Here is a 26,869-nt window from a genome sequence, read left to right as displayed (position 1 = left end):
AACCATCCTATCAATCCCTGGATCAGCCTCCTCCGTTTCTCTTCAAGTACTTACCCGCGTCTTCTCCTCCATGCTGGCTTAAGTAAGTGCCATTCGTCCTTGGCCCCCTGCGTCAAGGAGAAAACCACCTTATAGGTGTGACCCGGCTGCGGCTTGAAAGCGCCGTTCGGAAGAAAGTGCATCTTGCCGTAGCCGTGAACGGTTGGCGTGGTCCAGAAGCCGGGTGAATTTATCGTGCCTGCATGGACGGACAACGAAGCGGCAGCGAGAGCGGCGGTGGCGACAAAGGTTTTGACTTTGGACATGGTTGATTGCGGTTTCAACGAGGTCGGGATTCGCTTTGAGGATACCTGTCGGTCGTTACCGCACATCTGATGAAACCATGACAAATGTTTAATTTACTCGTCCATCCCTTGCGATGTTGTTCCAGAGTCCTGATCGACCAGCCCGATTCCGCTCAGAATATTTTGACCGACAGCAACGTACCGCCTTTGATCGGTATATTGATCGACAGAAAGCCTTGGGCGGGAAAGATTGAAAAGCCGTAGTCCGCATAATCCTCCGGATCGCAGTTCTGTACATCCTGAAGAGGACTGGGGCCATTGGCGGCGCGTGCCTCGCGAAGAAATTTCTCGATCTCATCGATATTCATGGTTAAGCCCTACTATAAAAGAGGGAAATAAATCTCAGTGTCCAAAGCCGGGAGCATGTTGCGCCCTGAAAACAAAGACGTTCGACTCGCGCAAATATTGTGGGCAAACGTGGTATGTTGAAATGCATCATGCAGTGAGCACGGCTTTTCCATACGAAGCTCACGCGCCCATATCGATCACGCTACGAAAGAATGACCAATACTTACGTCGCGCAATGCGACCAGCCAGACGGCGATCAGACCAATCGCCGCGAGACTCTCAAAGCCGTTGTCGCAGCGTCACTCGCGACCGGCATCGAAATGTTCGATTTCACCGTGTACGGCTTCTTCGCGGTCATGATCGGGCAGCAGTTCTTCCCCGCAAAAGACCCGATGACCTCGTTGCTGATGGCAGTCGGCACGTTTGGCGTCGGCTTCTTCATGCGCCCGCTTGGCGCGATGATGATCGGCGCATATGCAGACCGCGTCGGGCGCCGTGCGGCGATGGTGAGGGCCTGCTGGATGATGGCTGCCGGGACCGCCGTGCTCGGCCTGTGCCCGTCGTTTGCCACGATAGGTGTCGCGGCGCCGTTGATTATTGTCGCCGGTCGATCATTGCAGGGCCTTGCGGTCGGTGGCGACATCGGCGTGGCCGCGAGTTTCGTGATGGAGTCCGCGCCCGTAGCGCGGCGTGGTTTTCTGCTCGCCTGGCAGTTCACTAGCCAGGGCTCGGCGGCCTTGCTGGGCGCAGCCATGGGCGTGCTGCTCACCAGCACGATGTCGCCGGACGCTCTCGCCGCGTGGGGCTGGCGCGTGCCGTTCCTGATCGGCCTTCTGGTCGCTCCTGTCGGTATGTACGTTCGTCAAAGGCTGCGCGAGACCCCGCTTCCCGCCAGCGCTGCCAAACATACCTCCATGCCGTCGGCCGAACTTCTGCGCGCACACGGCAAAACCATTTTCCTGGCAATGCTGATGATGATGGGGCATACCATACCGGTCTACGCGATCGTCTACTACATGCCGAGCTACATGACTCGAGTGAAGCATATGCCCGCGATGACCGGCTTCCAGGTATCCGCGTGCTCTGCACTACTGCTGGTCTGCATTCCGCCGCTTGCCGGCCTTCTCACAGACCGCCTGCCGCGCCGCAAACCACTGGCGCTCGTCAGTTCGGGAGGCATGGCGTTGCTGATCTATCCCGTGTTTCTGATGATGACCCACGCGAAAAGCGCACTCCCTATCCTGTGTGGCGTCGCGGTGGTTAGTTTGCTGCTGGCGCTCGGCGCCGGTGTCGTCACCCTGCTGGTGCTTGAATCGCTTCCAGTACGGGTGCGCGCTAGCGGCATGGCGGTGTCGCACGCGCTCGCCGTCGCGGTGTTTGGCGGGACGGCTCAATTCATCGTGACGGGATTGATCAAATGGACGGGCAATCCAATGTCTGCAGCCTGGTATGTGACGCCGGCATGCGCGGTGAGTTTTTGCGCGCTGCTGTTGTTCAAGGAACGGCCCTTCAAGCGCTGAACTCCGAACCGGCGTGCGCGTGTGCGTGTGCTCGGGTCGACGCCGGGCGCCTCGTCCGCGACGGAATATGGCCGTTTCGAGGCCGACTTGCCTAACCCGACTTGATGGCCATCGCCCGGAAATCCTGTGGTGCCATCCCGTAGGCACGCCGGAAGGCCCGCGTAAAGTCCGAGGCGCTTTTAAAGCCGACTCCGTAGGCAATATTCGTCACTGACATATGCGGGAAGCGCGCCAGATCGTCGGCCGCACTCCTTAGCCGGAGATGCCGGATATAGGCACTCAGACCGCCTTCGTGTTCGAACAGGCGATACAGGCTCCGGCGTGGCAAGTGCAGCGCGTCGAGCACGGTTTCGGGAGACAGCGTCTCTTCGTACAGGTGCGCCTTGATATGGCGCCGCACCTGACCGAACATGACCGCGCGGGCCGCCGCACGCGCGTTGCCGTTCAGTCCCGCCTCCTTTCCAAATGCGGCGACGAGGAACTGGGCGCCTGCGCGAATAGCGCCGTCCGCTTCGTCGGCGCTCATGCACGCTATGTTCCGGGCCAACGCCGCAATGTGCTCGACGATCAGTTGTGCGAACGGTGCGGAACTATGGAGTGTGCGGCCATGAAGGGCATCCGGATCAGGAAAGACTTCCTGGACGATTTCGCCGGGTACAAAGAACGTCAGCACCCTGCATGCATTGCGCTGCATGCGGATGGGTTGCCCCATATCCAGCGCGACGATGCTTGCCGCCGAAGCGCTACTGTAGCGCCGGTTAGTCGGCACGACGATGTTTTCGGTGCCACCCTCCAGAAACACATGAAAGGCGAAGTCGCGCACCTTGTCTACCGAGATCCGGGCCAGCGACCGCTCGAGCACCATCAGGTCCGACCGGCAATCTGTAAATGCCAGCTTGCCGACCTGATAACGGTCAATCGAAGCATGGAACGGCTTTTCCAGATCGGATCGCGAGGGCAGCACGTCGATAACATGGCCGACCCGCTCCCGCCACGCCAGCAACTGCCGCTGCGGCGGCTCCCGTAGCACGCTGAAATGGCTATAGGCAATACCGTCTTTAAACGGACGGCAGAGATCGGCTGGGGTAGCGCGGGCGTTCATGTAAAACGATTGGTGACTGAAGTGGCTTCGACGGCGGCCGGGGCAGCCGCTACGGAAATTTAACCGAAAAATTCATTTTGCATGAACTTTTTCGTACATCGCGCGGGAAATCATTCAGGAACAGCTCGTATGGTCAATCCTGACCGGCACAGTCCGTGAAAACCGGACGCGCCGACGCGAGCGGAAACACGGATGCAATTGAACCTTCGTCGAGTACCGTAAGGAAAGTGTCAGCGCGGCGCGTCTGTCGCCTTGGAGAACGAGCCGTAGCGGCTTTCAAAGACCACTGGCCAGTTGACCAGGTATGAATGAAGGTAGGGTGACCGTAAAGGGAAAAAGGCTTCGCCCGGCAATCAAGGATCGCCGGGCGAGCTCGATCGGCCACACAAGTTGACCGCCGATGCGATAATGCCAGTTCTCTCAGGTTTTGGCGCGGCCCTCGGAAAAGCCAGAATCTTTTAGCCGACCGGATTCCGGTCGGCTTTTTTTATGATTGTTTGTTTTTGTGCGGGTTGTCCGACAGATCCCCGATCCCGTCATAGCAACCCAGCGCCATTCTTATCGCTTTTTATCGCCACACTTGACCGTGCGTGCCAGTTTTTAATTTTTTTTACCTGTTCTCCTTTCCGCTTCCTTACGCGGAAACGAGACCTGCCCGATGATCCCTCCCGCTAACGACAGCGCTTGACACAAGTTTCCATGGAAACCATAGTAGTTTCCATGGAAATCAATCTGCGACGGACCTCGTTATGCGCCATCAGAAGACGCCGATGCAATCCCAGCCTACTCTCGACATACATTTGGGCTACTGGCTGCGACTCGTGTCCAATCATGTTTCGGGCAACTTCGCGCGTGCTTTGCAAGAGCGGAGCGTATCGGTGGCCGAATGGGTCGCCCTCAATCAGATTCAAGGTGGCACGGACATGACACCGGCCAGGCTCGCCGATCTGATGGGCATGACGCGTGGGGCGATCTCGAAGGTGCTGGACAAGCTGCAGGAAAAGCAATGGATCGTCCGGACGACGAGTGAGGAGGACAACCGCGTCCAGTTCCTTTCTCTGACGTTACAGGGAAGACACGCTCTGCCCACGCTCGCCACGATTGCCGATGAAAACGACGAACACTTCTTTGGCGCTCTGGATCCTGACGAGCAGACCACGCTTCGAAGCCTGTTGAGCAAGCTTGCAGAGCTGCATCGGATAAACAGCGTTCCCGTGGACTGACGCGTAATGCGGACGACGGATTCGTAGCAACACAGTTTTAAGGGGAGCGTAGATGAGCAAGGCGATCGTAAATCTCGAGGCGGCGCAGCAACGGGCCATGGCGGCCCGGCCAAAGGTCGGCGGATTTCCGTATCTGGCCGAAACCCTTCGCCGCGCAGGGGTGAGCAGTAATGTATGGTTCTTGCCGGCCTGTGAAAGCCTGTATCTGACCGATGAAGGCCCGGTGGTCGTGCAAGGTACGCCGTTGTTATCGGGTGCGGCCCACGTGCCGCGATTCGATCGGGATGCGCTGATCCGGGCGTTGCGCGTCGATCAGGCCGGAGAGAGCACGTTTGCTGAATTCCTGCTGGCCTCCTGGCAGGCGGGCGTGGTTCGTTATGACGTGAACCTCAATGCACGCACGGTAAGCTATTACGGATGTCTCGGCGAGTCATACATCGAAAGCTATCCGGCAGTAGAAGTCAAATAGCAGCCATACGTCTCTTCCACTTCAGCGACGAACCGATCCACGTCGTTGCCCACGATTGCGAAACGAAAACGGCTACGGTACTGTTGAGAAATTCCATGCATACCGGATCGTCATCATGCGGAAATTACCCTGTTTCTTCGCCTTGACCATGACATTCGGTGCCGCGGCCATGCTGCCCGGCTTCGCGTCGGCCGCTGAACCTCCGTCTGCCCCACTCCCGCTCGACCAGCTCAGACTTTTTGCCGAAGTGTTCGGGCAGATCAAGCACGAATACGTCGAACCCGTCGACGACGACAAGCTCCTCACTGCGGCGATCAAAGGCATGGTGTCGAGCCTCGATCCGCATTCGGCGTATCTCGACAAAACTGACTTTCAGGATTTGCAGGAACAGGTCACTGGCCGCTTCGCCGGCATCGGCATCGAAACCGGAGCAGAAGAAGGCCTCATCAAGGTCATCGCGCCAATCGACGACACGCCCGCCTTTCGGGCCGGCATTCGTCCGGGCGACCTGATTACGCGCATCGACGACAAACCCGTCAACGGCATGACGCCGGATCAGGCCTCGACGCTCATGCGCGGTAACCCAGGCACCAAGGTCACGCTCACCCTCTATCGCAAGAGCGAAGACCGCACGTTCCCGCTGACCGTCACGCGCGCCATTATCAAACTGCAGAGCGTGAAGACGGGCGTGCCGGCGCCGGGCTACGCTTACGTACGCATTACGAGCTTTCAGCAGAACACCACGCCCGATCTGGCGGACAAGCTCAGCACGATCGCTCACGAGCAGCCGAATCTGAAGGGGCTCATTCTCGACTTGCGCAACAACGGTGGCGGCCTGGTGGAAAGCGCGGTCGGTGTAGCGGGCGCGTTCCTGCCGCGCGATTCGATCGTCGTGACCACCAACGGTCAGGTCGAGTACTCGAAGCGCGCCTATCGCGACAATTATGCGTACTACCGGCTGTCGTCCTTTGCGAGTGATCCGCTGGAGAACGAGCCGGCCATCTTCAAGACCGTGCCGATGATCGTGCTGACCAACGCGTATACGGCGTCAGCATCTGAGATCGTGGCTGGGGCGTTGCAGGACGCGCATCGCGCGGTGATCCTCGGCAAGACCACCTTCGGCAAGGGTTCCGTGCAAACCTCGGTGCCGTTGACCTCAGACACGGCGTTGCGCCTGACGACGGCGTACTACTACACCCCGAACGGCCGCTCGATCCAGGACATCGGCATCCGTCCCGACGTTCCTGTCGACCAGTTTGCGGACGGCGACCCCGACGACGCGCTCGTGACGCGCGAAGCCGACTATCCGAATCACCTCGCGAACATCCAGGATCCGAACGAGAAGAAAGAACTGGAAGCGCGCCAGCAGGACCGTATCGAGCAATTGCGGTTGCTCGAAGAACGCAGTGACAAGGAAACGCCGGAACAGCGCCAGAGGGATCGCGACCGGGCGCCGGTGGAATTTGGTTCGAGCGACGACTTCATGTTGCAACAGGCGTTGAACAAGCTGCAAGGCAAACCGGTGCTGGAATCGAAGGCGCTGCTCGAGCGCCGTCTCGCACAGAGCGAACCGCCGCAATCGCAGGGCGAACCGGTTGAGCACTGAGGATCACTGACAACCGGGGCGGGTCCGCTTCCGCCCCGCTCCATTGTTCGCCACATCCGTCAAATGAATTCGCCGCGGGCCCGATGATCCCGCGCGGTCAATCATCTACAGTCCTTTCAGCCGTACCTCCAATGCACCTGCAAGAAACATCCCGCAAGTGCTCCGATCTATTCCCCTGAAAGGATTCAATCGTGACCAAGCTCACCGGCAAAGTAGCCGTCGTAACCGGCGCATCGAAAGGTATCGGCGCGGCCATTGCTAAAGCGCTCGCCGCGGAAGGCGCGTCGGTCGTCGTCAACTACGCCTCCAGCCAGGCAGGCGCTGATGCAGTCGTCGCCGCCATTACGCAGGCCGGCGGCAACGCGATCGCCGTGCGCGGCGATGTCTCGAAGGCCGCCGACGCACAAGGCATTATCGATTCCGCCATCGAAACGTACGGACGTCTCGATGTCCTCGTCAACAACTCGGGCGTCTATGAGTTCTCGCCGCTTGAAGAGATCAGCGAAGAGCATTTCCACAGGCACTTCAACGTCAACGTGCTCGGGCTTCTGCTCACCACCCAGGCGGCCTCGAAGCACCTGGGCGAAGGCGCCAGCATCATCAACATCGGCTCGGTGGTGAGCCGCATCACCCCGCCGGGCAGCGCCGTGTACACGGGCACCAAGGGCGCCGTCGATGCGATTACCGGCGTGCTGGCACGCGAGCTGGGCCCGCGCAAGATTCGCGTCAACACCATTAATCCTGGCATGGTGGAGACCGAAGGTACGAAAGACGCAGGCTTCGTCGGTTCCGACATCGAGACCGCGCTGGTGGCTCAGACGCCGCTCGGGCGCATCGGCCAGCCGCAGGATATCGCCCGGGTGGCGGTGTTCCTCGCCTCGGATGACGCGGGTTGGCTGACGGGCGAGCAACTGCTGACGGGCGGTGGCTTGCGTTAGGCGCACGAAGAGCGCGGCGTTTCGCAAGCAGGCTTGCGAGCGCCCCGCAACATCGATTGACCCTCCGGCATACAATCATTCGATCAGGCTTTGCGTCCAATACGAGTCGCGGGCCGATCGAGGAGGGTCGATGCGTCCGCAACCAAAACCCCGCGTACGATTCAGCCGTACCGCCATCGCGGTGGTGGTGGCGGTAATCGCCGGACTGATCGTCGCTGGGCGCATCACCGGCGTGGTGGTCGACTGGCTGTGGTTTGGCTCAATCGGCTATGTCAACGTCTTCTGGACGGTCATCTCCGCCCAGGCGCTCCTCTTCGCCGCCGTGTTCGCCGTGTCGGCGAGCGTGATCGGCGCGTCGGGCTTCATTGCCCACCGCTGCGCACGGCGGCCCGGCAGCTGGCAGGTGGAAGTGGCTCAAGCGCCCGGCACACCTGAGCGTATCAGCGGGATGGCGGAGCAGCTCGCGCCACACATTCCCTGGCGCATCAGCATCGCCGGTGCAGCGCTCGCCTTCGGACTCGTTATCGCCGCGGGGGAAACCTCCAGTTGGGACCTGGTGCTGCGCTTCGTGCATCAGGTTCCGTTCGGCGAGCGCGATCCTGTCTTTGGCAAGGACATCGGTTTCTATCTGTTCTCGCTGCCCGCCTGCATCGCGCTCAAGAACTGGCTGCTGCAGTTGCTGTTCGGCAGCGCGATCGTGGCCGGTCTCGTCTATGCGATACGCGGCGACATCACGGTCGAGCAGATGCCACGCGGACTCTCGCGCGCGGCCACGGCGCATGGCTCGGCGCTGCTCGGACTGTTCTTTGCGCTGAAAGCCTGGTCTTATACGCTCGACCGCTTTTTGCTGCTCTACGGCGACAACGGCGTGGTGGTCGGGGCCGGCTATACCGACATCCACGTCGAACTACCGGTGCTGTGGCTGCTGGTCGGCGTGGCCGCTGCTGCAGCAGTCGTGTCGTGGCTCAACATGCGCTGGCTGAGCTATCGGATTCCTGCCGCATCGCTGCTGGTGTTGTTCGGCAGTTCTTTGCTGTTCGCCGAGATCTACCCCGCGCTGTTCGAGCGCCTGTATGTCAAACCGAGCGAACTGCAACTGGAAACGCCGTATATCAAGTACAACATCGCGCTGACGCGGAGGGCCTACGGACTCGGGCAGATTGCAGTGAAGCCGTTTCCGGCCGAGCTAGGTTTGGATCTCGCGTCACTCGACGCGAATCGCGCAACCGTCGACAACATCCGCCTGTGGGACGTGCAGCCGCTGCTGGATACCTATGCCCAGCTGCAGGAGATCCGGACCTACTACAAATTTCTCTCGGTGGACATCGACCGCTACCGGCTCGCCTCCGGTTACCGGCAGGTGATGCTGTCGGCGCGCGAACTGGAGCCGTCGATGCTGCCGGAAAACGCCCAGACCTGGGTGAACCTGCACCTCCTGTTTACCCACGGCAACGGCATCGTCATGTCGCCGGTCACCGAGAAATCGACGGAAGGTTTGCCCTCCCTATACCTGCAGGATATCCCCCCGGTGGCGAGCGGCGGACCCACCATTGTTCAACCGCGGGTCTATTTCGGCGAAGGCGGCAGCGGTTATGTCATCGTCAACGGCAGCGTACCCGAATTCGACTATCCCAAGGGCAAGGACAACGTCTACACCACCTACAGCGGGCGCGATGGCGTCGGCCTCGGCAGCACCGCCCGGCGCAGCCTGTTTGCCTGGCAGTACGACGACCCCAACATCCTGCTCACCGGTTACATCACAGGCAACAGCCGGATTCTGCTGCACCGGAACATTCAGGACCGGGTGCGCACGATCGCCCCGTTCCTCATGCTCGATCACGATCCCTACCTTGTCGTGAGCAACGGGCGCCTGTTCTGGATTCAGGACGCGTATACGACCAGCCGCTGGTTCCCCTATGCCCAGGCGGGCACGGACGACGGCGCCAACTACATTCGCAATGCCGTCAAGGTGGTCATCGACGCCTACAACGGCACGGTCGACTTTTATGTTAGCGATCCTGATGATCCTCTCGTTCGCACCTGGCAGCGCATTTTCCCGGGGCTCTTCAAGCCGCTGGCTGCGATGCCGCAAGACCTGCAACAGCACATCCGCTACCCCGAGGATCTGTTTCTGATCCAGGCGCAGCTGTATCGGGCCTATCACATGGATGCACCGGAAGTCTTCTACAACCGCGAAGACCTCTGGCAGTTCCCACGTGAACTGGTGGGGATCGACGGCGCTAACGCGCCCGGCACGCCGATGGCGCCTTACTACACGATCATGCGGCTACCGGGCGAACCGCACGAAGAGTTCGTGCTGATGCTGCCGATGGTTCCGAACCAGCGCGACAACATGATCGCGTGGCTGGCGGCACGCTGCGACCCGCCCGAATACGGCAAGCTGGTCGTCTATACCTTCCCGAAGGACAAACTGGTGTATGGGCCCTTCCAGATAGAGGCACGTATCCAGCAGAACACTGAGATTTCACAGCAGATCTCGCTGTGGAACCAGATGGGCTCGCGGGTGATTCGCGGCCATCTGCTGGTCGTGCCGATCGAGAATTCCATCCTTTACGTTTCGCCGTTGTACTTGCGCGCGGAGTCGGGGCAGTTGCCCGAGTTGAAACGGGTGATCGCGGCATACGGAGACCGGGTGGTCATGGCGGAGACCCTGGGCGGCGCGCTGGCGGCACTCTTCGAGCAAAACGCCCCGCTGGCCTCGCCACCGGGCGCCACGGCGGATGCGCGCGCCCGTGACGCGCTAGCCCACTATGACCGTGCCATCGAGCGACTGAAGGCGGGCGACTGGAGCGGTTTCGGCGCGGAACTCGATGCGCTGCGGCCGCTACTCGAAGCGCTGGGCGGCGGGCGGACCCAAGGGCGGCAATGAGGCCGCCTTGAGCGCCGGCTCTACCGCCGGCGTGACGGTGCGACGGTGCGCAACCGCGCTAACGCGCTAACGCGGGATTGCCGGCCGACAACGCAACGCGGCCCGCTTACCGGTAAACTACGCCGTTCCGTTTGACGGTTCACACGCGGCGGGCAACGCCCTCGCCCATGAACCGTCCCTCAGCCAATCACAGGAAGCAGGAATGAAGCGAGTCGTCGTATCAGCAGCGCTGGCGGTTTGCCTCGCGCAACCGGCCGTGCAGGCGGTGGCGCAGACAGTCAGCGATCAATGTTTCGCGCTTGGCGATATTGCCGGGCAGGTCGCGTCGTGGCGCCTGCACAAGAAGACGAAAACGCAGGCGCTCGACCAGGCCGCCAAGTACTACAAGAACGACTCCGACCGGCAGGCCATCAACGCCATCATCGACAAGGTTTATAGCCTCGAGGGTCAGGGCATGACGCCCGACCAGGCCAGCATGATCGCCACCGCGGACTGCGCCAACCAGCACAAAGCCCAGCCGTCCGGGCAGTAAGCGCGCCACGCCACACCGGCGGCGGGCGGTGCCTGGCCGCGCACCGCCTGTGCCGTCGGCCACAATCGGCTAAGATTGTCATATCAGAAGCCCATCTCCGGCCGCCAGCACGCTGTCGCGGCCACTCGCCCCTACCCATCAGAGGAACCCAGCATGGCTACATCGAGCTATACCGACACCCGACTCCTGATCAATAACGAGTGGTGCGACGCCGCGAGCGGCAAGACCCTCGACGTTATCAACCCGGCCACCGGCAAGCCGATCGGCAAGGTTGCCCACGCCGGCATCGCCGATCTGGACCGCGCACTCGCCGCCGCGCAAAAGGGCTTCGAAGCCTGGCGCAAGGTCCCCGCCAACGAGCGCGCCACCATCATGCGCAAGGCCGCGGCACTGGTGCGCGAACGCGCGTCGGATATCGCGCGCCTGATGACGCAGGAGCAAGGCAAGCCGTTCGCCGAAGCCCGTGTCGAAATGCTGTCGGCCGCCGACATCATCGAATGGTTCGCCGACGAAGGCCGCCGTATCTACGGCCGCGTAGTGCCGTCGCGCAATCTGGCCGCCCAGAATCTGGTCCTGAAGGAGCCGATCGGCCCCGTCGCCGCCTTCACGCCGTGGAATTTCCCGGTCAACCAGGTGGTGCGCAAGCTGAGCGCCGCCCTGACGAGCGGTTGTTCGTTCCTCGTCAAGGCGCCGGAAGAAACCCCGGCATCGCCCGCCGCCCTGCTGCAGGCGTTTGTCGAGGCAGGCGTGCCGCCCGGCACGGTCGGTCTCGTGTTCGGCGACCCCGCTGAAATCTCGAGCTACCTGATTCCGCACCCGGTCATCCGCAAGGTGACCTTCACCGGTTCGACGCCGGTCGGCAAGCAACTGGCCGCGCTGGCTGGCCAGCATATGAAGCGCGCCACCATGGAGCTGGGCGGCCACGCCCCGGTAATCGTCGCGGCAGACGCGGATGTCGCGCTGGCCGTCAAGGCCGCCGGCGGTGCGAAGTTCCGCAACGCCGGCCAGGTCTGCATTTCGCCGACGCGCTTTCTGGTCCACAACAGCATCCGCAAAGAGTTCTCGCAGGCGCTCGTCAAGCACGCCGAGAGCCTGAAGCTCGGTGACGGCCTCGCCGAAGGCACCACGCTCGGGCCGCTCGCTAATGCCCGCCGCCTCACAGCCATGGCCAAGGTGCTCGATAACGCCCGCGCCACGGGCGCCACGGTCGCAACCGGTGGCGAGCGCGTCGGCACGGAAGGCAACTTCTTTGCGCCCACGGTGCTGACCAACGTGTCGCTCGAGGCTGATGTGTTCAACAACGAGCCGTTCGGTCCGGTCGCGGCGATTCGCGGCTTCGACTCGCTCGAAGACGCCATTGCCGAGGCTAACCGCCTGCCGTACGGCCTTGCCGGCTACGCCTTCACGAAGTCGTTCGCGAACGTGCATCTGCTCTCGCAGCAGCTTGAAGTCGGCATGCTGTGGATCAATCAGCCCGCCACGCCCACGCCGGAAATGCCGTTCGGCGGCGTCAAGGATTCGGGCTACGGCTCCGAAGGCGGCCCTGAGGCCGTGGAAGCGTATCTGGTGACGAAGGCCGTGACGGTGATGTCGTCCTGATCGATACCTGAGCGGCCAACCAGCCAGCAGGCTGGCGCGCCGCGAGGCAAATCCGGCCTCATCCGCTTGAAGTCCGGGCGGCCCCGCAAGGGGCCGCTTTTTTTGCCCCCGCGGATCGGCTTACCGCCATCACCCACCCTTCGCTCGCGCCCAGGCGAAAGCTTCCCTCAGTCATTTTTTGGAGGATTCGCACTACCTTTTCGGCTAAAGAGATCGCCTCCGAGGCCGTTATGCATACGAGAGGCGTGCTCGCGTATTTTGGCGAAACGGTTTCGGGCCGGAATCAGATCGCGAAACGAACAAAGCGCGCAGCACCCTTCGCAAAAAGCGAATAACAGATCACGATTCACCCAACCGAACCCACGGCGAGGCGATCCACGTCACGGTCATGCCAATGCTCGAATTGGGGTGCATGATGCAAAGCGGTATTGATCGCGTGGACACGCTTGCCAAAGGACCGATGACATGCACTGGGGCCCCCTATCCTTATCGCGACACACGCCCCGATCCGTTAGGACACCGGCGAATCCGCACTGCAAAATCTGTCGCGCATATCGCGTCTTCGTCCTGCTCGCGCTGCTCACATGCGGCTACCTGTTCGCGGCCGCCCCGGCGAGAGCCGGCGAAAGCGTCCTGCGGGTGCTGGCGTGGCCCGGCTACGCCGATCCCGATGTCGTGAAAGCCTTCGAAGCGCGCTTTCATGCCAAGGTGGAAGTGACGCTGGTCGACTCCGACGAAGCGCTCTGGGGCAACATGCATGCGGGCCGCACGCCGCAGTTCGATGTGCTCGCCGCCAACACGGCCGAAATTCAGCGCTACACCGAAGAGCACATGCTGGCGCCGCTCGACCTCGCGCAGATTCCGAATACGCGGCGGCAATTGCCGCGCTTTCAGGCGCTCTCGTCGATCGAGGGCCTGACCGCAGGCGGCAAGGTCTACGCCATTCCGTTCACCTACTCGTCGATGGGGTTGATCTACGACCGCAAGCAGATCGCGGTGGCGCCGACTTCGATGGCGGAACTGTGGAATCCACGCTATCGCGGCAAGGTGCTGGACTTCAACAGCGCGCAGCACAACTTCTCGTTTGCGGCGCTTGCGCTCGGCTATCCCGACCCGTTCCAGTTGAGCCCCACGCAAACCCGCGCGATCGCCCTCAAGCTGATCGACCTGCGCCGCAATCTGCTGACCTACTACACGCTCCCCGAGGAGGCGACGGCATTCTTTATCCAGCACAAGGTTGCGTTGATGTTCGGTAACTACGGCACCCAGCAGCTCGCCCAGTTACGCCGGGCCGGCGCGGATGTGGGCTACGTGATCCCGGACGAGGGCGCCCTCGCCTGGCTCGATTGCTGGGCCATGACGAATGCCGCGGCCAATCGTCCGCTCGCGCTCGCCTGGATCAACTACATGCTCGAACCAGACGTCAGCGTGCTGCTGATCCAGCGCCAGGGCCTCGCCAACACGCTGACGCCCTCGCCCGAGAGCAACGTCAGCGCGCATCTGGTCTGGATCCGCCCGGTCGTCGACGTTCAGCGGCGTGAAGCGCTATGGAGCAAGATCGTCTCGGGCGACCTGCCGGAGACCTTCAAATGATGCGTCCCGGCCTGACCTTCAAGCTGTCGCTACTGCTCGCCTGCATCGGCGTGGTCGCCTCCGGGGCGACCGGTTTCTACGCCTACCACGCCAACCGCACAATGCTCGTGCACGAAGCCGAACAGAATCTGCTGACCTCCACCGAACTGCTCGGCGAGCGCTTTTCGGTGGCGATCGACGATGTAGCCGCCGACGCCCAGGTGCTCGCCATGCTGCCGTCGGCCGGCGAGGTCGCACAATTCGACAATGGGTCAGGCACCAATGCCGCGCGTGAGAGGCTGGCGAAAGTGTTCGGCAGCTTCATGGCGAATCATCCCGAGTATCTGCAGATCCGCCTGATCGCGCGCCAGCACTATGGTCGCGAACTGATCCGATTCGACCGTAACGCACAGAACGCGGTGCGGGTGGAGGCCAGTGGGCTGCAGGAAAAAGGTCAGTTTGCCTACGTGTTCGACACGCTCGCGCTGCCGCCGCGCGGCATCTATATTTCGCCGATCACGGTCAACCATGAACACGGCGCGCATTCCGCCGAGGGCAAACCTACGCTGCGTCTCGGCACGCCCGTCATCGGCGCGGACGGCAGCGTGACCGGCGTGCTCGTGATCGACGTGGACCTCGCGAGCCTGCTCAAGGTGTTGCAAGTGGACTTGCCGCGCAACTACCACGTGTACCTCGCCAACGAATGGGGCGATTTCCTGATCCACCCGGATGCCGCGCAGACCTTCGGATTCGACCGGGGGCGCCGCATCCTGATGCAGGACAGTTTTCCGGCCACCGTGCCGCTCTTCGCGCAGTCGAAAAACGACGTACTGATGAACGGGCTGATGCGGCCACATCAGGCCGAGGGCCGCGTGCTGGCCTTCATCCGCAGGCCGTTCGGCGTGGCGGACGGCAACCGCTTCATCGTCCTTGGCCTCGCCAAGCCGCTTTCGGACGTGCTGGCCGGAGCGACGCTGCTCGGCGACCGCATTGTGCGCATGGTGCTGGTCTCGAGCGTGCTGGCGTTCCTGCTGGCCATCGTGTTCGCGCGGGCGCTGACGCAGCCGCTGCACATGCTCGCGCATGCCGCCACCCATTTCTTCGCAGACCATACGATGGGCGCCCTGCCGCTCAGGCGTACCGACGAAATCGGCGTATTGGCGCGTTGCTTCGACCGAATGCGCCGGGAAATCCGCTCGCAGCTCGACGTGCTGCATAACAAGCAACATGAACTGGTTCATCTCGCCAGTCACGACGCCTTGACCGGGCTGCCCAACCGGATGATGTTCGCCGACCGCCTGGAGGCGGCGATTCATGAGGCTGCCTCGGCTGGCGAAAGGCTTGCCGTGCTGTTCGTCGATCTCGACCGCTTCAAGCAGATCAACGACCAGTACGGCCACGCGGTCGGTGACCGCGTGCTGGCCACCGTAGCGCGGCGTCTGCAGGCGGTCTTGTCCGAGGGCCAGTCCGAAGGCGACATGGTGGCGCGCCTCGGCGGCGACGAGTTCATCGTGCTCATCAAGGGCGCCCGCTCGACCGAGGCGGCGCCGGGGATTGCCGTGAGCATCATCCGCGCCTTGAACGACACGCTGCTGATCGATGGGCAGCCCATGCTAGTGGGCGCGAGTATCGGCATCAGCCACTATCCGGCCGACGGCACCTCCGCCGAAGCGTTGTTGCTCAATGCCGATGCCGCCATGTATGCCGCCAAATCGGGCGAGCATGCATCGTGGCTGCACTACCAGGACCTGCTCGACGCGCGCACGCGCGGCCCGCGCCCGCAGAGCGCCGGCCAGCGGGACAGCTCGGCGCATAACGAGCAGGCAGACGACGAGGACACCGACCGCTTCGGCTCGGCGCCGGGGCTGGGTAACGCGGACACCGTGCTGTGAGGTAGCCCCGCGCTACATGCCCGGCACCAGGCCGGCGCCGCGGTTCCACAAGTTCAATCCCGCCGCAAGGATAGTTCGGTGAAAGGCACCTTCCGCTCGCTGAGCGGCTTCAACTACCGGGTTTGGGCAGGCGGCGCGCTCGTCTCCAACGTGGGCACCTGGATGCAGCGTACCGCCCAGGACTGGCTCGTCCTCACCGAGCTGACCCACAGGAATGCGACCGCCGTCGGCATTGTGATGGCGCTGCAGTTCGGGCCCATGCTGCTCCTGCTGCCGCTGACCGGTTTTGCGGCCGACCATCTCGACCGCCGCAAGCTTCTGCTCGTGACCCAGGCGGTGATGGGCGCCCTCGCCCTCGGGCTGGGTCTGCTCACCGTCACCGGCCTCGTGCAGTTGTGGCAGGTGTACCTGTTTGCGTTCCTGCTTGGCTGCGTCACGGCGTTCGATTCGCCCGCGCGGCAGACCTTCGTCGTCGAGCTGGTGGGAGAAGAGGATCTGTCGAACGCGGTAGCGCTGAATTCCACTTCGTTCAACGCTGGGCGCATGATCGGCCCAGCGGTGGCCGGCGTGCTGATCGCTTCGGTCGGCACCGGCTGGGTATTCCTGATCAACGCGGCCTCGTTTGCCGCGGTGCTGTGTTCGCTGAAGATTCTGCGCGTCGACCAACTGCACCATAAGCTCAAGGCGCGTCGCGCGCGCGGGAGTTTTGTCGACGGCTTCCGTTATGTCTGGAAGCGGCCCGACCTGAAGGCGCTGCTGCTGATGCTGTTTTTGATCGGCACGTTCGGGCTCAACTTTCCGATCTTTATCTCCACCATGGCGGTCACGGCGTTTCATGCCGGTGCGGGTCAGTATGGACTCCTGACCTCGACGATGGCGATCGGATCGGTGACGGGCGCGTTGCTGGCGGCACGCCGGGCGAGGCCGCGTTTGTCGCTGTTGCTGGTGAGCGCCGCCCTCTTCGGGTTTGGCTGCACGTTGGCCGCGTGCATGCCCACCTACGGGCTGTTCGGGCTCACACTGGCCGTCATCGGTGTGTGCACGCAAACCTTTACGACGTCGACCAATAGCCTTGTCCAACTCTCCACCGAGCCCGCCATGCGCGGCCGGGTGATCGCCATCCTGCTGGCTATCGCTTTGGGTGGCACGCCGCTGGGCGCGCCGATTGTCGGCTGGGTCGCAGATCATTTCGGACCGCGCTGGGCACTCGGCGTGGGCGCGGCTTCCGGCTTCGCTGCTGCGCTGGTCGGTCTTCACTACCTCAGGAAATACCGCAATCTGCAGGTGCGCTTTGCCGGTGGACGCATTCACGCGAGCGTGGACGGTGTCGAACCCAAGGGCAAAGCGCCGCCAGATGCGCAAGCCGCCGAAGCGGAAGAAAACGTGCAGTAACGCTGCAAAGCCGCGGGGTTGCGTACTTGGCGTACTTGCGTGCTTGCATCGCTACAAGGCTGCATGACCACGGCCGCACGACTCCGAAGCATGCTCCTCACATCCCGCGAGCCGCGGCGTATTTCGCCTTAACTTTTATAGAAGCCAGCACGTTGCTCAGTCGTATTCACGACACGCTGGGCCCACTCCGCCTTGCGTCGCAGAATTGGCGCTTCGATAAAGCGCCACGAGAGCGTCGCCAACAGCAGCGAGACACCAAACGAAATCACGATTCCCGCGAACCGGGCCCACGGCGGTTCGCCCGCGCCGTGAAACAGCGCCTTCACCCGGCTGAGCCGCGTCGGGTCCGGCACGAAGTTGTGATACAGATAGAAGCCGTAGCTGATGCGGCCCAGCGACGCCAGCCAGGCGGTTTCCAGCATGCCAACGAGCGCGCTGCTGCCGCTGCACGCAACCGCACAGACGAGTGCCGCAATGCACATGCCGTAGAGCGTGCAGACGAGCGTGTATGCGGCGGGATTCTCGGCCGTCGTCCAGTTGGGCTCGGTGACGCACAGCAGCGTCACGCCGAGCAACAACACGACGAAGCTCGACTGTCGCGACAGAAACGCCCGCAGCAGTGAGCCTTCCATGCGCAACCACGCTCCGCCGATGCCACCGAGCGCCAGCATCCAGAAGTTCGTCAACGGATGGGTGTAGATGACGATGTCCGGCGTGCCCGCAGCCCGCATCAACAGCATCGACGCCACACCGGTCACGAATACCGCATAGCAGACCAGCAAATGCCAGCGAACCGGTACAAGCAGAAGTAGCGGCGCGAAGAACAGATAAAACTGCTCCTCGATCGAAAGACTCCACAGATGCGACCAGGGGCCGGGCCAATAACGCAACACCTCGCCGATCCAGATATTCGACAGGTAAGCGAAATGAAACGGCAAACCGCCTTTCAGTTGGGGACTCGCATGCCCCAACATCATCAGGACTGCCATGACAGCCAGCAGCAGGTAATAGATCGGGAAAATGCGCAGCGTCCGCCGAAACAGAAAGCGCTTGAGTTCAGCAAAAAAATCGCTCGCGCCCTTCTCGATGGTTCTGCGCTGTGCGCTCAGGATGCCGGTGATCAAAAAACCGCTGAGTGCGAAAAAAATCCATACACCGAGATGGCCGGTCTCATCGCGGCTGCTCAGCACGCGATGCTGTAAAAACACCATCAGAACGGCAATGGCGCGTAGTCCGTCGAAACCGCGAATTCTGTTGTCCATGAATGCCATCGTCCGGGTCGGTGTACGCCAGTCACACCTGAATTGCTGAAGGCCGTGGCGACACGGTTGAGAGGCCGCTCGTCCGGCGCGCTCAGGCCATCATAGGGCGTCATGGAAGAGAAAAAAATCGCGGCAGCACGACGCGTCAATTTAAAAAAATGCCGCTTTTTTGTGCGAAATAATTTGTTGTAAAAAAATAATTCCGCCGCGCGTCGTGCAGCGCGTCGCTCCGTTGCCGGTTTTGTTGCCCGTGTCCTTACGTATGGCACGGAACGCGACGCCCTCTCAAAGGCCGAGATCCGGATGCCGGTTAGCAAGTTCGGTGATCCATTCGGTAAATGCGCGGACCCGCGAACTCATGCGCCGGTGCGGATAAAGAATCGACAGCGGTGTGGACGGGATCGTGTATTCCGTGAGTATTTCCTGCAACTCGCCCCGCTCGATCATGTCCGCGACCATGAAACGCGAGGGCTGGATAATGCCGTAGCCCAGCACGCCTGCGGTAATGTAGACCGTGCCATCGTTCACTGCGAGCGCGCCGTCGAGCGTCACCTTGACCACTTCGCCGTTCACCTGGTACTCGAAGGGGAAAACTTTGCCGCTGCGCGCGGAAACGTAGTTGACGGCGCGGTGCCCCTGGAGCTCCTCCAGCGTGGTCGGCGTCCCATACTGGGCAAGATACGCAGGCGACGCACAGGTCGTGATGCGTGAGTTGCCGATGCGCCGTGCCACGAGGCTCGACTCCTCCAGAAAGCCCATGCGGATCACGCAATCGACGCCGTCCTGAATCAGGTCGATATTGCGGTCCGCGAGTCCGAGACGCACCTCGATCTCCGGATACTGCTGGTAAAAATCGCCGAGCGCCGGCAACAACAGCGCCTTCGCCAGGGTGCCGGAGGTGTCGACCCGGATGGTGCCCGCGGGGCTCTGCCGCTTGTTCGACAGTGACGACTCCGCATCCGAGATCTCTGAGAGGATACCGACGCAACGTTCGTAGTACAGCGCACCATCTTCGGTGACGCTAACCTGGCGTGTGGTCCGGTTCAACAGGCGGACACCAACGTGCTGCTCGAGCGCCTGAATCAGGTTGCTTACCGAGCCGCGCGGCAAATCCAGCAGTTCTGCTGCCTTCGAAAAGCTGTTGGTCTCGACCACGCGGGTGAAGACTTCCATTGCCTGGAGGCGGTCCATACGGGGTAATCCTCGTCAGTCACAGTTAAACGGCATGGCGGACGCCGCTCGACCGTGCCGGGTTGGGTGCGAGCGGCCAGTGGTGCGTCGACGGCACCGTTGCCGCCATTATGTCCGAGCGCTGGCCCGATGTGTGTGCCCGGAGAGTGCCGGATGCCGGCTCACGCGCCCGCCAGCCGCCCTCCACCGCCGCTAGACAGTGAACGGAATTGCTGGCACGATTCAAAGTCTGCGGCTCGCGCCGCTGATTCGCCTTTCGACATTTCTCGATGAAAATCCAAGCTATCCAAGCCCCCGCTCGTTCGATGCGTATGTTCCTGGTAGGTTCTCCCCCCAGGCGCTGAGGGCTTTTTTGCTTCTAAAAAGGGACGCCGCTGGCGTCCCTTTTCTTTTTTGGAGCGGCAATGACGTACCGATACATCACCACGCCCATTTACTATGTGAACGACCGGCCCCATATGGGCCATGCCTACGCCAGTGTCCACGCGGACATCATGGCCCGCTATCTGCGCGCGGCCGGCCATCAGGTCGTGCTGCTCACCGGCGCCGACGAGCACGGCGAGAAAATCGCCAAGGCCGCGATGCAGGCCGGCGAGGCGCCGCGCGAGTTTGCCGAACGTCACGCGAAGTCGTTTCAGGAAGCGTGGCGGCGTCTGTCGGTCGAGCCGGATCTGTTCGTGCGCACGACGGCGCCGGCCCATGCGCGCGTCGTATCCGCATGCCTGACGCGCCTGTTCGACGCCGGCGAGATCTATCTCGCCGATTACGAAGGGCTCTACTCGGTCGGCCAGGAACGCTTCGTCACCGAGAAGGAACTGGTTGACGGCAAGTTGCCGGAGGACAAGGAGCCGTCCGTGGTACGACGCGAGCCCAACTACTTCTTCCGCATGGAGGCGCACCGGGAATGGATACGGCAGCTGTTGCTCGATACGCCTGATCTGATCCAGCCCGCGCAGTACCGCAACGAGATCCTCAAGCTGCTGGAAGAACCGATAGGCGACCTGAGCATCTCGCGACCGGTGGACCGTCTCGAGTGGGGCATCCCGATTCCATGGGACACGTGGCACGTCACCTATGTCTGGTTCGATGCCCTGCTCAGCTATGTATCGCCGCTCGGCTATCCCCATCAGCCCGCTTTCGCAAACTTCTGGCCTTCGGTGCGGCACGTGATCGGCAAGGATATTTTGCGCACGCATACCCTCTTCTGGCTGAGCATGACGTACGCGCTGGGCATCGCGCCGTATCAGCGGCTGCATGTGTCGGGGCATCTGCTGGGCGCTGACGGACGCAAGATGAGCAAGTCGCTCGGCAACGGCGTCGATCCGTTGGCGGCTGCCGACACCTACGGCGTCGACGCACTGCGCTATACGCTGATCCGCGAGGTCAGCTTCGGCTTTGACGGAATCATCAGCGAGGCTGTGATCGAACAGCGCCTGAATCGCGATCTGGCCGACGATCTGGGCAATCTTGCGTCGCGCACCTTGTCGATGGTGGCGAAGTATCGCGGCGGTTACGTACCCGTGCCTAAGGTCTACGAAGCGCCGGAGCAGGCGTTGATCGCGCGGGCGCGCGAACTCCCTGCGGCCGTGCTGGCGCTGGTGGACGAAATGAAACTCGGGCGGGCCGCCGAACAGGTAATGGAGTTCGTGAAACAGCTCAACGTCTATGTGGCGAGCAGCGCGCCGTGGACGCTGGCCAAAGACCCCCATGCCGCCGACCGCCTGGATACCGTGCTCTACACGCTGCTGGAAGCGCTCTACGGTGTCTCCAACCTGCTCCACCCCGTGATGCCGGGCAAGATGCAAGAGCTGCAATCGTGGCTTGGCGTCTCGGCCGGGACGGCTTGGGATCGGGCGTGGGGCGAAGGTGTCAAACCCGGCGGCCTTATCAGGGAAGGTATTCTGTTTCCCAAGCGGGCGGGCTAAAACCACGCGTAGCGACGTACAGCGAAGGTTAGCTGCATCCAGCCGCGGCTTGGCGGCCATGAAACGACACAACGCCAGGAAGTCCTGCGAACGGGCATGGCGAGCGCCATACCCGTTCGCCCGCCTTGCGTCAGCGGGCGCGGCGTTGCAGCAGATCGATCAGCGCGAGCGGATCATACGGCTTGCGCAGTGGAATGGCGTTGGGCAGCATCTGCCGTTGTTCGGGCGTCAGCACGAGGTCGTAGCCGGTGAGGAAAATCACCTGCAGTTGCGGATGACCGCGACATGCATCGATCGCCAGATCGACGCCCGACTTGCCCGCCAGCCCGACATCGGTCAGCAGCAAGTCGACCGGCTGTTCGCGGAGAATGCGCAGCGCCTCAACATCGCTCCCGGCTTCGACGATCTGCAGTCCGAACGTCCGCAGCAATTCAGCGGTACTCAGGCGCACCAGTTCGTCGTCTTCGACATAAAGAATCCGCAGACGATTGATGGCATCGGCGGCGTCAGGCGCATCGCTGCCATGCGCGGTCTCGCCCCCAACCTCATCGCGCTGCCCCCTGCCGAACGCGTCAGCGCTCGCATCCCGCGCACCCGAAGCGGCCTCATCGAGGCTCTGCACGTTCTCATTTCTCAGCACGTGACGGACTTTTCGAGCCAGCGCCTCGTACGTGTACGGCTTGCTGAGCAATTCGATGCCCTCGTCGAGCCGGCCGGCGTGCACGATCGCATTGTCGGTATAGCCCGAGGTGAACAGCACCGCAATGGCGGGCAAGCGCTCGCGCGTCTTGCGAGCGAGCTCCGTGCTGCGCAGAGGCCCTGGCATCACCACATCGGTAAACAGCAGATGAATCGGCACGCCGCTTTCCACGATCGCCAGCGCACTCTGCGCGTCCTTGGCCCTGAGAACCGTGTAGCCGAGATCGGTCAGCATCTCGACCACCGTGGAGCGCACATCCTCGTCGTCCTCGACCACCAGCACCGTTTCCGCACCGCCCTTGGCCGGACCCGCGTCGACGTGCGTTTCGAGGTCCTCCTCCTGACGCACGCGCGGCAAATAGATGCGCACCGTCGTCCCGTGACCGGGCTCGCTGTAGATCTTGACGTGGCCGCCCGACTGCTTGACGAAGCCATACACCATGCTGAGTCCCAGCCCCGTGCCCTGACCTTCCGCTTTGGTGGTGAAGAACGGTTCGAAGGCGCGTTCGCGCACCTCTGGCGGCATGCCCGAGCCGGTATCGGTGAGCGCCACCATCACATACTGGCCCGGCGTCACATCCGCATTGCGCTGCGCATAGGCGTCGTCGAGCGAGGCGTTGCCCGCCTCCATGGTGAGCCTGCCGTGTCCGCGCATCGCGTCGCGGGCGTTGATCGCCAGATTGAGCAGCGCGTTTTCGACTTGAAACGGATCGACCAGCGTATTCCACAGGCCACCGGAGACGACCGTCTCGATCTCGATGCCGTCGCCTAGCGCGCGGCGGAACATATCGTCGAGCCCGCGAATAAAGCGGCCGAGATTGACGACCTTTGGCGCGAGCGGCTGACGCCGGCCGAAAGCCAGCAACTGCGAGGCGAGGTTGGCGCCGCGCGCCACGCCTGCCAGCGCGTTGCGCACACGCTGCTCGGCCTTGTCGGCGCCGGCCACGTCCTTCGCCAGCAGTTGCAGATTGCCGCCGATCACCTGCAGCAGATTGTTGAAATCGTGCGCCACACCGCCGGTCAGCTTGCCGATCGATTCCATCTTCTGCGCCATGCGCAGCGCTTCTTCGGCATTCTGCAAGGCTTCGGCGGTTTCCTTGTCGACGGTGACATCGCGACCCACGCCATTGATGCGGTCCGCGGCCCGATCAAGCGACAGGGTCCATGCTATCCAGCGCCACGTACCGTCGGTGCGTTTCAGACGGCTCTCGTAACGCGCTGGCACGCCCGTGCGCCGCAAGCGCTCCAGTTGGTCGGTGACGAGGGCGACATCGTCGGGATGAACCAGCTCCATATACGAGTGCGACATCAACCAATGCAGCGGAAAACCGAGCGTGCTTTGCCACGATGGACTGATGCGCTGTAGCGAGCCGTCGAAATCGGCCACCGCCAACAGATCCTCGCTCAGTTCCCACAGCCGGTCGCGATCGGCGACGGCCTCGCTCACGCGACGCTCCAGCGTCTCGTTCAGTTCGCGCAGCGCGTGCTCGGCCTTGGTGCGCTCGGCGATTTCCGATTGCGCCGCCTGATAGAGCCGCGCGTTGTCAATGGCGATGGCGGCCTGCGCCGCGATCCCCACCACGATGCGCTCGGCCCGGGCGTCGAATACACCCGCCTCCGGATGGCCGAACAGCAAGCCGCCAATGACCTCGCCCGTGCGCGAGATCACCGGCGCAGCGAGGTAGCTGCGGACCGGCAGGTGGCCCGACGGCATGCCGTGAAAGGGAGCGTTCCTGCCGTAATGCGGGTCCTGCGTCACATCGTCGACGCGGACGATACCCTCGCCTTTGAAGGTGGTCGCGAACAGCGCAGTGTTGCGGGGCTTAGGCAAACTCGCGAACGCTTCTTTCGGCGCGCCGGAGAGCGAGTACAGCATGTAGCTGCCGCCATCATCCGATTGCACGTTATAGAAGAACGAGCCGAAGGCGGCGCCGGTAAGCTCCGTCGCCGCGTCGGTCACCACCTGCACAGCGCGGCTCAGGTCGAGTTCCGCGGCCACCGCCGTACCGACACGGTTGAGGATCTCCAGCGTCCTCGACTCTTCGCGCAGACTGCGTTCGGTTTCCCGGCGCAGGCGCGCCAGTTGCAGATTGCCGGTCACGCGCGCCAGCAGTTCACGCGCCGAGAACGGCTTGGTCAGATAGTCGTCAGCACCAGATTCGAGACCGCCCACGCGCGCCTCTTCCCCGGCGCGGGCCGACAGCAGCAGGACCGGCGTTTCGCGCAAGTCCGGGTCGCCGCGCAGTTCGCGCAGCAGACCGAAGCCGTCGAGCCGCGGCATCATCACATCTGAGACGATGAGATCTGGGAGCCTCGCCCGCACCGCCTCCAGCGCCTCCTGCCCGTCGACGGCGACCGCGACTTCGTGCCCCGCCTGGCTGAGAATGCGGCGCATGTACTCGCGCAAATCGGCGTTGTCGTCGACCACCAGCACCCGCCCGGCGACGTGTCCGGCAGGCAGGGGCACGGGCGTTTCGGCCGGGTCCAGCAAGGACGGCGTCTCGTCCAGTTCACTGTCGGAAAGCGGGTTCGCGGCGGGGATCCAGCGCCGCGCGGCATCGACATACGCAAGGGCGTTCCGGCTCAGCGAGGCCGGCGCGGCCAGCGCGGGTTGCGGCACGGCGCCCAGCGCTGTGACGCGCGGCAACACGACGGTAAAGCGGCTGCCGGTGCCGGGCGTGCTATCGACCCGGATCGACCCGCCGTGCAGCTTGACCAGTTCCTGCACCATCGCAAGGCCGATGCCGCTGCCCTCGACCGAGCGGCCCGGCGATCCGGGCACCCGGTGAAACCGTTCGAAGAGCCGCGGAATCTCAGCGGGCGGAATCCCGATGCCCGAGTCCGCCACGCTCATCTCGATGCTACCGTCCTGCGCCTGCCGCACCGTCACCCTGATCGAGCCGGAGAACGTGAACTTGAACGCGTTCGACAGCAGATTCATCACGACTTTTTCCCACATGTCGCGATCGATCTCGGCAATCAGCGGAGCGGGTCCGCAGTCCACTTCCAGTTGCAGCCCCACTGTCTCGATGGCGGAGCGAAACAGCGAGGCGAGCTCGGCGGTGAAGGCGGCGATATCGGTCGGCTGGGGACTGATCTGGAAACGCCCTGCTTCGATACGCGAAAAGTCGAGCAGCGCGTTGACGAGCTTCAGCAGCCGCTGGCCGTTGCGATGCGTGATCTCGATCAGGTTGCGGTCGGCGTCGCTGGTCGCACCGGGCCTCGCGAGCAGTTCTTCGAGCGGACCCAGCATCAGGGTCAGCGGGGTGCGAAATTCGTGACTGATGTTCGAGAAGAAGGTGGTCTTGGCGCGGTCGACTTCCGCGAGCGCTTCGGCGCGCCGGCGCTCTTCCTCATACGCATGGGCGTAACCGATGGCCGCGCCGATCTGCCCTGCCGCCAGATTGAGGAAGGCCCGATAGCCGTCGTCGAGGAGGCGACACGGATTGAGCGCCGCGACGAGGACTCCGGCCCGTGCCTTCTCGCCGCCGGGCATGACGGGCAGCACGACGGCCTGAGCCGGTTCGAGACTCCACGGGCCGCTCGGCAGTCCGGGGCCAAAGCGTTGCGCCAGATCGCTCACGACCAGCGGGCTTTGCGTGCGCAGCACTTCCGCAAACGGCCAGCGCGCTGCGTCGTCGGCGCGCATGGATTCGGGCGCCGCGCGATGGCCAGGGGGGATACCGCTGGCGCCCGCCAGCGTGACGTCCGCTCCTCCCGGTTCGGCCATGTACAGCAGGGCAAACGGGATATCGCGCGAATCGGTCTGCAACGCGCGCATGCTCAACTCGCAGGCGTCGTGCCATAACCGGGCATCCGCAGTCGAGGCGGCCAGTTCGCGCAACAGCATCAGCTGACGTTCGCCAATGACACGCGCGGTATCGTCGCTGTTCGCGCAGATGATGCCGCCGGCACTGCCGTCGTCATTGGGGATCGGGCTATACGAGAAGGTGTAGTACGTCTCCTCGGGAAAGCCGTTGCGCTCCATGATCAGCAGCTTCTGTTCGGTGAAGGTGCCTTCGTAGCCGGTCATCGCGGTGGCGAGCAAGGGTGCGATATCGCTCCAGATTTCATGCCATACCACCTCGGTCGGCTGACCGAGCGCGACCGGATGCTTGCCGCCGATGATCGATTTATAGGGGTCGTTGTAGAAGAACAGCAGCTCCGGCCCCCAACCGATCCAGATCGGCTGGCGCGATGTGAGCATGATGCGGATCGCGGTCTTCAGGCCCTGCGGCCAGTTCTCCGGCGCGCCGAGCGAGGTCGAATTCCAGTCGTGCGCACGAATCAGCGCGCCCATTTCCCCGCCACCGACCAGGAAGGTCGTGGTCAAACTGTCGCGCAACGCGTCGGCCGTTCGGCTATCCGGCTTCATTAACGCAATCTCCTCGGCACACTTGTCTTGTTGAATTGGCTGACGTTCGC

18 protein-coding genes are annotated in these 26,869 nt (G+C 62.8%); 12 read left to right on the top strand and 6 right to left on the bottom strand.

The annotated features are described in order from the left end of the window. Nucleotides 1-50: 50 nt before the first annotated feature. Nucleotides 51-305 (bottom strand): hypothetical protein, encoded by a 255-nt coding sequence (locus P3T40_RS24540; protein ID WP_429270299.1) that lies wholly within the window; start codon nucleotides 303-305, stop codon nucleotides 51-53. Between the two features lie 152 nt (nucleotides 306-457). Next, nucleotides 458-652 (bottom strand): hypothetical protein, encoded by a 195-nt coding sequence (locus P3T40_RS24535; RefSeq protein ID WP_429270298.1) that lies wholly within the window; start codon nucleotides 650-652, stop codon nucleotides 458-460. 192 nt (nucleotides 653-844) lie between these two features. Between P3T40_RS24535 and P3T40_RS24530 the strand changes: the two genes are divergently transcribed. Then, a complete protein-coding gene (locus P3T40_RS24530; RefSeq protein WP_429270297.1) occupies nucleotides 845-2,152 on the top strand; it encodes an MFS transporter in 1,308 nt (435 codons plus the stop codon). Nucleotides 2,153-2,243: 91 nt separating this feature from the next. On the opposite strand, the gene P3T40_RS24525 is transcribed toward P3T40_RS24530, so the two are convergent. Then, on the bottom strand, nucleotides 2,244-3,254 hold the full coding sequence (locus tag P3T40_RS24525) for a helix-turn-helix domain-containing protein (RefSeq protein WP_429270296.1): 1,011 nt from the start codon (nucleotides 3,252-3,254) through the stop codon (nucleotides 2,244-2,246). A 749-nt stretch (nucleotides 3,255-4,003) separates the two neighbouring features. Between P3T40_RS24525 and P3T40_RS24520 the strand changes: the two genes are divergently transcribed. The 10 genes from P3T40_RS24520 to P3T40_RS24475 all read left to right on the top strand — a co-directional run bounded on the left by P3T40_RS24520 (nucleotide 4,004) and on the right by P3T40_RS24475 (nucleotide 17,367). Further along, nucleotides 4,004-4,477, top strand: a complete 474-nt coding sequence (locus tag P3T40_RS24520) for a MarR family winged helix-turn-helix transcriptional regulator (protein ID WP_429270295.1) — start codon at nucleotides 4,004-4,006, stop codon at nucleotides 4,475-4,477. Nucleotides 4,478-4,529: 52 nt separating this feature from the next. Then, nucleotides 4,530-4,946, top strand: coding sequence for a DUF1398 domain-containing protein (locus P3T40_RS24515; protein WP_429270294.1), 417 nt, complete (start codon nucleotides 4,530-4,532; stop codon nucleotides 4,944-4,946). A 115-nt stretch (nucleotides 4,947-5,061) separates the two neighbouring features. Next, nucleotides 5,062-6,552, top strand: a complete 1,491-nt coding sequence (locus P3T40_RS24510) for a S41 family peptidase (protein ID WP_429270293.1) — start codon at nucleotides 5,062-5,064, stop codon at nucleotides 6,550-6,552. A gap of 191 nt (nucleotides 6,553-6,743) precedes the next feature. After that, on the top strand, nucleotides 6,744-7,490 hold the full coding sequence (locus P3T40_RS24505; RefSeq protein WP_429270292.1) for an SDR family NAD(P)-dependent oxidoreductase: 747 nt from the start codon (nucleotides 6,744-6,746) through the stop codon (nucleotides 7,488-7,490). 130 nt (nucleotides 7,491-7,620) lie between these two features. After that, nucleotides 7,621-10,380 carry a UPF0182 family protein gene (locus P3T40_RS24500; protein WP_429270291.1) on the top strand — a complete coding sequence of 920 codons (2,760 nt, stop codon included), beginning with the start codon at nucleotides 7,621-7,623 and terminating at the stop codon, nucleotides 10,378-10,380. Nucleotides 10,381-10,582: 202 nt separating this feature from the next. Further along, nucleotides 10,583-10,912 carry a hypothetical protein gene (locus P3T40_RS24495; protein WP_429270290.1) on the top strand — a complete coding sequence of 110 codons (330 nt, stop codon included), beginning with the start codon at nucleotides 10,583-10,585 and terminating at the stop codon, nucleotides 10,910-10,912. A 153-nt stretch (nucleotides 10,913-11,065) separates the two neighbouring features. Beyond that, on the top strand, nucleotides 11,066-12,511 hold the full coding sequence (locus tag P3T40_RS24490) for an NAD-dependent succinate-semialdehyde dehydrogenase (protein WP_429270289.1): 1,446 nt from the start codon (nucleotides 11,066-11,068) through the stop codon (nucleotides 12,509-12,511). Between the two features lie 465 nt (nucleotides 12,512-12,976). Further along, entirely contained in the window at nucleotides 12,977-14,104 is a 1,128-nt protein-coding gene (locus P3T40_RS24485; RefSeq protein ID WP_429270288.1) for an extracellular solute-binding protein, read from the top strand. After that, on the top strand, nucleotides 14,101-15,975 hold the full coding sequence (locus P3T40_RS24480; protein ID WP_429270287.1) for a diguanylate cyclase domain-containing protein: 1,875 nt from the start codon (nucleotides 14,101-14,103) through the stop codon (nucleotides 15,973-15,975). Before P3T40_RS24485 ends, P3T40_RS24480 begins: the two co-directional genes overlap by 4 nt. Before the next feature lie 78 nt (nucleotides 15,976-16,053). Beyond that, complete coding sequence (locus tag P3T40_RS24475; RefSeq protein ID WP_429270286.1) at nucleotides 16,054-17,367, top strand: MFS transporter; 1,314 nt, start codon at nucleotides 16,054-16,056, stop codon at nucleotides 17,365-17,367. A gap of 128 nt (nucleotides 17,368-17,495) precedes the next feature. Here P3T40_RS24475 and P3T40_RS24470 read toward each other — a convergent pair whose 3' ends face one another. Together P3T40_RS24470 and P3T40_RS24465 are read right to left on the bottom strand one after the other, a co-directional pair. Continuing rightward, the gene (locus P3T40_RS24470; RefSeq protein ID WP_429270285.1) at nucleotides 17,496-18,629 is read right to left on the bottom strand and encodes an acyltransferase family protein; all 1,134 of its coding nucleotides are present in this window, start codon (nucleotides 18,627-18,629) and stop codon (nucleotides 17,496-17,498) included. A 285-nt stretch (nucleotides 18,630-18,914) separates the two neighbouring features. Then, a complete protein-coding gene (locus P3T40_RS24465; RefSeq protein ID WP_429270284.1) occupies nucleotides 18,915-19,820 on the bottom strand; it encodes a LysR substrate-binding domain-containing protein in 906 nt (301 codons plus the stop codon). 404 nt (nucleotides 19,821-20,224) lie between these two features. On the opposite strand from P3T40_RS24465, the gene metG reads away from it, so the two are divergent. Continuing rightward, the gene (gene metG, locus P3T40_RS24460; protein ID WP_429270283.1) at nucleotides 20,225-21,745 is read left to right on the top strand and encodes a methionine--tRNA ligase; all 1,521 of its coding nucleotides are present in this window, start codon (nucleotides 20,225-20,227) and stop codon (nucleotides 21,743-21,745) included. 130 nt (nucleotides 21,746-21,875) lie between these two features. Here metG and P3T40_RS24455 read toward each other — a convergent pair whose 3' ends face one another. Beyond that, on the bottom strand, nucleotides 21,876-26,819 hold the full coding sequence (locus P3T40_RS24455; RefSeq protein ID WP_429270282.1) for a response regulator: 4,944 nt from the start codon (nucleotides 26,817-26,819) through the stop codon (nucleotides 21,876-21,878). Nucleotides 26,820-26,869 lie beyond the last annotated feature (50 nt).

Origin of the sequence: Paraburkholderia sp. EB58, assembly GCF_050436665.1 — a bacterium.
In the GTDB taxonomy this organism is placed as follows: Bacteria; Pseudomonadota; Gammaproteobacteria; order Burkholderiales; family Burkholderiaceae; genus Paraburkholderia.
The sequence above is the reverse complement of the archived record's forward strand: the minus strand, read 5'-3'. Positions and strand labels throughout refer to the sequence as shown.